This window comes from Streptomyces sp. S6, from assembly GCF_054880855.1.
On the sequence record NZ_JBTYMC010000045.1, the window covers coordinates 26,763 to 33,122 of the forward strand.

Annotated in this window: 4 protein-coding genes; 2 read left to right on the forward strand and 2 right to left on the reverse strand. The window is 71.7% G+C overall.

Features of this window, described 5'->3' with window-relative positions; all coding sequences use genetic code 11:
• Position 1: 1 nt before the first annotated feature.
• On the reverse strand, positions 2–1,393 hold the full coding sequence (locus ACVNF4_RS09345; protein WP_461802228.1) for a hypothetical protein: 1,392 nt from the start codon (positions 1,391–1,393) through the stop codon (positions 2–4).
• Positions 1,394–1,535: 142 nt separating this feature from the next.
• Here ACVNF4_RS09345 and ACVNF4_RS09350 point away from each other — a divergent pair, with 142 nt between their 5' ends.
• Together ACVNF4_RS09350 and ACVNF4_RS09355 are read left to right on the forward strand one after the other, a co-directional pair.
• The gene (locus ACVNF4_RS09350; protein ID WP_461802229.1) at positions 1,536–2,231 is read left to right on the forward strand and encodes a class I SAM-dependent methyltransferase; all 696 of its coding nucleotides are present in this window, start codon (positions 1,536–1,538) and stop codon (positions 2,229–2,231) included.
• A gap of 334 nt (positions 2,232–2,565) precedes the next feature.
• Complete coding sequence (locus tag ACVNF4_RS09355; protein WP_461802230.1) at positions 2,566–4,014, forward strand: NAD(P)H-hydrate dehydratase; 1,449 nt, start codon at positions 2,566–2,568, stop codon at positions 4,012–4,014.
• A 134-nt stretch (positions 4,015–4,148) separates the two neighbouring features.
• Here ACVNF4_RS09355 and glmS read toward each other — a convergent pair whose 3' ends face one another.
• Positions 4,149–5,996, reverse strand: coding sequence for a glutamine--fructose-6-phosphate transaminase (isomerizing) (glmS, locus tag ACVNF4_RS09360; RefSeq protein ID WP_461802231.1), 1,848 nt, complete (start codon positions 5,994–5,996; stop codon positions 4,149–4,151).
• Positions 5,997–6,360 lie beyond the last annotated feature (364 nt).

Here is a 6,360-nt window from a genome sequence, read left to right on the forward strand (position 1 = left end):
GCTACTTCTTGGCCACCGGCCGCTTCGCATACCGCCGCGCGCGACGACGCCGTCCGGTCCAGGCGTCGAGCGTCCGCTCCGGCGCCCCCGCACTCAGCCCGGCCCGGTACACCCCATACGCGACCTTCCGCTCAGCCGCGCGCTCCAGGGCGTCCCGCAACGGCCCGTCCCTCAACACGGCCTCCGGACCCAGCAGTTCCTCGACGACGGCCAGCGCACCGGCGACGTCCCCGTGCTCCAGTCGCTCTCGCACCCCGACCAGACACTCCGGCCGCCGATGCGCCTCGTCGATCACCCGCAGACACGGCACCGGCGTCCCGGACAACTCCATCAACAGCCGTTCCCTGCGCAGCTGTTCGGGATCATGATCCAACGCCGAGAGCACCCCGCCGACCAGCCCGATCCGATGCCGGGCACCCCGGCAGTCGACGTACCGATGCTCGTCGGACGGCACAGCTTCCCGCCCCCGGACAGCCCCCGGCACCAACGCCTCGGCGACCAACGGATGCAGGGCCCCGGCCTCGATCGCTCCCTGCCGGAGCAGCACGAGATCGGGGAGGGGCCAGGTGGAGGCGTCGGGGAGGAGGGGGAGGCGGGGAGTGAACGCGGGTTCGTGCACGGCGAGTTCACCGACGAAGCCGAACCCCGTTCCCTGCAAGGCCAGTTCGCGCCCGGATCCACACAGCGGCATGGACGACGCCGGGGAGCGCACCTCCCGCTGCGCACTCAACTCCCTTGTGTCCAGCACGACTCTGCCCCCGGCGCCGGTCCGCACCTCCACCGGACCCGGCGGCAACCCCTCCGCCGCCAGCAACAGCGCCGCCTCGACGGGCCAACGCCGCGTCGCGTGCTGGTCGTCAACTGCCGCCCGCCCCGCCAACTCCCCCGCCCTGCGGGCATCCCACAGATGCCGGTGCAGGTCGAGGCGGAACCGTCGGCTGGGGTGCGGATGGGGGTGGAGCCGAGCGTGGAGGTCCCCGGCGAGATCGCCGCCCCACAGCGCGAGACTGATCCGCTGACCGGCGTCGGCCCAGGCGGGCGGCGTCCGTACGACCAGCTGAACAGAACGCCCGTCGTCGACGTCGTACCGCGCGAGCGCCACGGTCGACGCCGGTCTCAGCAAACCGTCCGGCGCGACGCGGGGCATGTGCCACCGCAGCAGATCAGGAGCGAAGTGTCGAAGATCCGACCGGACCCGGCCCACCAGCCCCGCCCCGTACGCCCGTTTCGCGGCCCCCAGATCGAGGTCCACATCCACACGCGCCGCAGCACAGGCCCCGGCCCAGTCCCCCGCCTCCCGGCGAGCCGTAGCAGTCGCGATCATCCCCAGCGGCACGGCATAACGCCGTACGCGCGACCAGAAGAGGGTGCCATCCGTGAGGTGAGCTGCCATCAGCACTCACCTTGAACGGACAGGGCCCCCGATCTCATACGAGAAGGAGTAGTCATCGGGGGGATGGTAACGGGAAGTCGGGGAGGAAAGGCAAAGGGTTTATCCGCTGGCCATCCGCAGCCACCGGCACGATGCTGTCCCGATGCCCGCAGAGACCGCCTACCACGGCGAAGTCGGCGACTGGTTCGCGAAGAACGCCGACACCAGCCCCTACAACGCGTACACCGACCGCCCGGCGATGCTTGCCCTGGCAGGCGACGTCACCGGCCTGAAGATCCTCGACGTCGGCTGCGGAGCCGGACACTACGCCGCCGAACTCTTGGCGCGCGGCGCCGAGGTGACCGGCATCGACGGCAGCGTCACGCTACTGACTCACGCGCGGGAACGGCTGGGCGGTCGCGCCGAGTTGCACCTGCACGACGCGGAGCAGCCGCTGGACTTCCTCGCCGACGCGTCGTTCGACGGAGTCGTCTGCGCCCTGATGCTCCATCACATCACCGACCGGCCACGCCTCCTCGCCGACCTGCGTCGCGTCCTCCGCCCCGGCGGGTGGCTGCTGGTCTCGACGACCCACCCGACCGCCGACTGGCGGAACTTCGGCGGCTCCTACTACTCCGAGGACTGGGTCGATCTCCCTCTCTCCGGGGGCCCCTTGGCGGTCCACTACCAACGCATGCCACTGGAAACATTCCTGAACGAGCTACTCACCACCGGCTTCACCCTCGAACGCCTCATCGAACCCCGCCCGCCCCACGAACTCCGAGAACTCGACGAGCCGGCGTACACCAAGCTCCACCAGGCCCCGTGCTTCATCGCCGTCAGGCTTGTACGCCCCTGAAGGCCACCGCCAGCCGCGCCGCAACCGCCGATGGCGGCAGCTCCTTAAGGCCGCGGGGCTGTATTGAATCTGCGGCCACCACCGCACGGGCGCGACAAACCACGAAGCACCCGCAGCCAAGCACACAGCAGCACCCCATCTTTTAGGGGCGCGGGACTGCATCAATGTGCGGCTACCACCGCGCGAGCGCGACAACCCACAGCCAAAAGCCGACCGTCACCCCATCTTTTAGGGGCGCGGGGAACTGCGCGACCAGCCACAACGCACCCGCACCCCGCCACACACAGCCCCACCCCTCCCCACCCCGGCCCTTCCCCCACTGCACACTGGACCTATGCGTACCGCCCACCGCGTAACCACCGTCCGCCAGGCCGAAGCCGCCCTCATGTCCCGCCTCCCCGAAGGCGCCCTGATGCAACGAGCCGCAGCCGGACTGGCCACAGCCTGTGCGGAGTTGCTGGGCAGGGTGTACGGCAAACGCGTGGTCCTCCTCATCGGCAGCGGAGACAACGGCGGAGACGCCCTGTACGCGGGGGCGAGGCTGGTGAAACGCGGCGCGGGGGTCACCGCGATCCTGCTCTCGCCGGCCCGGGTCCACGAGCCCGCGCTGAACGCCCTCACCCGAGCGGGCGGCCGGACAACAGACCCTGCTCAAGCCGAACACGCCCTCCAGCAGGCCGACTTGGTGGTCGACGGCATCGTAGGCATCGGCGGCAAGGGCGGTCTCAGAGAGAACGCCGCCCACCTCGTGAACCTGGTGGAACGCAACCGCACACCCATCGTCGCCGTGGACCTCCCCAGTGGAGTGGACGCGGACACGGGCGAGGTCCACGGCCCAGCGGTCCACGCCACCCTGACAGTCACGTTCGGCACCCACAAACCGGCCCTCCTGATCGACCCGGCGAGGGAACACGCGGGGGTGGTCCGGCTGGTCGACATCGGCCTGACCCTCCCGAACCCGCCGGAGGCAGAGGCGCTCCAGCACGCCGACGTGGCCACCCTGCTCCCCACCCCCGGCGCGTCAAGTGACAAGTACCGACGGGGAGTTGTCGGCATCGCCGCCGGTTCGACCCGCTACCCCGGCGCAGCGGTCCTCGCGGTGGCCGGCGCCCTGCGGGGCGGCGCGGGGGCCGTGCGGTACGTGGGCCCGGCGAAGGGCGCCGTCCCGGCCCGCTTCCCGGAGACCCTCGTCTCGGACGGCACCCCGAGGACCGCGGGCCGGGTCCAGTCGTGGGTGGTGGGTCCGGGCGCGGGCGACGACGCGGGCCCGGTGGCGGAGATCCTGGCGATGGACGACGTCCCCGTCCTGATCGACGCGGACGGCCTGCGCCTGGCCGACCCCGAGGCGGTGCGCCGCCGCACGGCCCCCACGCTCCTCACCCCGCACGCGGGCGAGGCGGCGGCTCTCCTGGGCGTCACCAGGGACCAGGTGGAGGCGGAACGCCTGTACGCGGTACGGGAGTTGGCGGCACGCTATGCCGCGACCGTCCTCCTCAAGGGCGCCACGACCCTCATCGCCGACGCGGAGGGACCCGTCCGCGTCAACCCCACCGGCACCCCCTGGCTCGCCACCGCCGGCAGCGGCGACGTCCTCTCCGGCCTCACCGGCTCCCTCCTCGCGTCCGGCCTCCCGGCGAGGGACGCGGGCAGCGCCGGCGCCTACCTGCACGGCCTCGCGGGCCGTCTCGCGGCAGCGGGGGCACCGGTGACGGCGTTCGAGGTGGCGGAGGCACTGCCGAGGGCGTGGGGGAACGTGACGGCAACGGCCCCGAACCCGGCCTGAGGCCCGCCACCCCGTAGTACCCGTAGTACCTCCCCTCCCAACCCGCCACCCCGTAGTACCTCCCCTCCCAACCCGCCACCCCGTAATACCCGTAATACCCGCGCCCCCTCCCCTCTCCCCCGCCCCCCTCCCCCCTACTCCACCGTCACCGACTTAGCCAGGTTCCGAGGCTGATCCACCTCATTCCCCCGAGCCGCCGCCAACTCACACGCGAACACCTGCAACGGCACAGTCGCCACCAGCGGCTGCAACAACGTCGGCGTGGCCGGAATCCGGATCAGATGGTCGGCGTACGGGACGACCGCCTCGTCCCCCTCCTCCGCGATGACGATCGTCCGCGCCCCCCGAGCCCGGATCTCCTGGATGTTGGAGACGATCTTGTCGTGGAGGACGGACCGCCCCCGGGGCGAGGGAACGACCACGACGACCGGCAGATCCTCCTCGATGAGCGCGATGGGCCCGTGCTTCAGCTCACCGGCGGCGAACCCCTCGGCGTGCATGTAGGCCAGCTCCTTCAACTTGAGCGCCCCCTCCAGCGCGACGGGGTACCCGACATGCCGCCCGAGGAACAGCACCGTCTTCTTGTCGGCCAGCGACCGCGCGAGCGCCCGCACCGGCTCCATCGTCTCCAGCACCCGCTCCACCTCCCCGGAGATCTCCGCGAGATCCCGGACGACGGCCCGGATCTCGTCCCCCCACTTCGTCCCCCGCACCTGCCCGAGGTACAGCGCGACGAGATAGCAGGCGACGAGCTGCGTGAGGAACGCCTTGGTGGAGGCGACGGCGACCTCGGGCCCGGCGTGCGTGTACAGAACCGCATCCGACTCACGGGGGATCGTCGACCCGTTGGTGTTGCAGATGGCCAGCACCTTCGACCCCTGCTCCCGAGCGTGCCGCAGCGCCATCAGCGTGTCCATGGTCTCCCCGGACTGCGAGATCGCGATCACCAGCGACCGCCCGTCGAGGATCGGATCCCGGTACCGGAACTCGCTCGCCAGCTCCACCTCGCAGGGGATCCGCGTCCAGTGCTCGATCGCGTACTTCGCGATGAGCCCGGCGTGGAAGGCGGTCCCACAGGCGACGATGACGACCTTCCCGACCTCCCTCAACTCGGCGGCGGAGATGCGCACTTCGTCGAGGACGAGCGACCCCGCCTCGTCGATACGCCCCAGCAGCGTGTCGGCGACCGCCTTCGGCTGCTCGGCGATCTCCTTGAGCATGAAGTAGTCGTAACCCCCCTTCTCGGCGGCGGACGCGTCCCAGTCGACGTGGAACGAGCGGACGTCCGCCGGCGCCCCGTCGAACCCGGTGACGGTGACCCCGTCCCGCCGCAGCTCCACCACCTGGTCCTGCCCCAGCTCCAGCGCGGACCGCGTGTGCGCGATGAACGCGGCGACGTCCGACGCGAGGAACGCCTCCCCCTCCCCGACCCCGACAACCAGCGGCGAGTTGCGCCGGGCGCCGACGACGACGTCCGGCTCGTCCGCGTGCACCGCGACCAGCGTGAACGCGCCCTCCAGCCGCCGGCACACGCTCCGCATCGCCTCCGCGAGGTCCGCGCACACCGAGTACTCCTCGGCGAGCAGGTGCGCGACCACCTCGGTGTCCGTCTCCGACTCCAACGCGTGCCCGCGCTCGGCGAGTTCGGCGCGCAGGAGGGCGAAGTTCTCGATGATCCCGTTGTGGACGACGGCGACGCGGCCGGCGTTGTCGCGGTGCGGGTGGGCGTTCGCGTCGGTGGGGCCGCCGTGCGTGGCCCAGCGCGTGTGCCCGATCCCCGTCCCGCCGGCCGGCAGGGGCCGCTGGACGAGTTCCTTCTCCAGGTTGACGAGCTTCCCGGCGCGCTTGGCGGCGGCGAGCCCCCCGTCCGCGAGCACCGCGACCCCCGAGGAGTCGTACCCCCGGTACTCCAGCCGCTTCAGCCCGGCCATCACGACGTCCAGCGCCGACTGATTCCCTACGTATCCCACGATTCCACACATGCGCGGCACCCTAGCCTCGCCCGAGCCCCGAAACAGGCTCCAGCGTGCCCGCTTTCGGAAATCAGACCGCCACTACGTCACCCGGGGGAGGGTGTCCAGGGCCGGGGGTGAGACGGCAGGCCGACCGAAGGGACCGGCGTGGAAGCCGCGCGCCAGAGCCGGGCCACCGACGGACGGCAAGCCCGCCAGCCTCACCCCCGGCCCCGGTACCTCACGCCGAACGGCGCCGCCGTACGACGAGTGCTCAACCGACGAGGTCCAGCGCGCCCGCACCCGCGCCGAGGCCCGATGCGGACTCGGTCCCCGGACCGGGAGCGGGCTTGGTCCCCAGCCCCGGCGCGGGCCCGGTCCCCGGCTCCGTACC

Excerpts from the sequence above, each read along its gene's own strand:
- ACVNF4_RS09345 (WP_461802228.1), bottom strand. The coding sequence starts at position 1,393 with ATGGCAGCTCACCTCACGGATGGCACCCTCTTCTGGTCGCGCGTACGG.
- ACVNF4_RS09350 (WP_461802229.1), top strand. The coding sequence starts at position 1,536 with ATGCCCGCAGAGACCGCCTACCACGGCGAAGTCGGCGACTGGTTCGCG.
- ACVNF4_RS09355 (WP_461802230.1), top strand. The coding sequence starts at position 2,566 with ATGCGTACCGCCCACCGCGTAACCACCGTCCGCCAGGCCGAAGCCGCC.
- glmS (WP_461802231.1), bottom strand. The coding sequence starts at position 5,996 with ATGTGTGGAATCGTGGGATACGTAGGGAATCAGTCGGCGCTGGACGTC.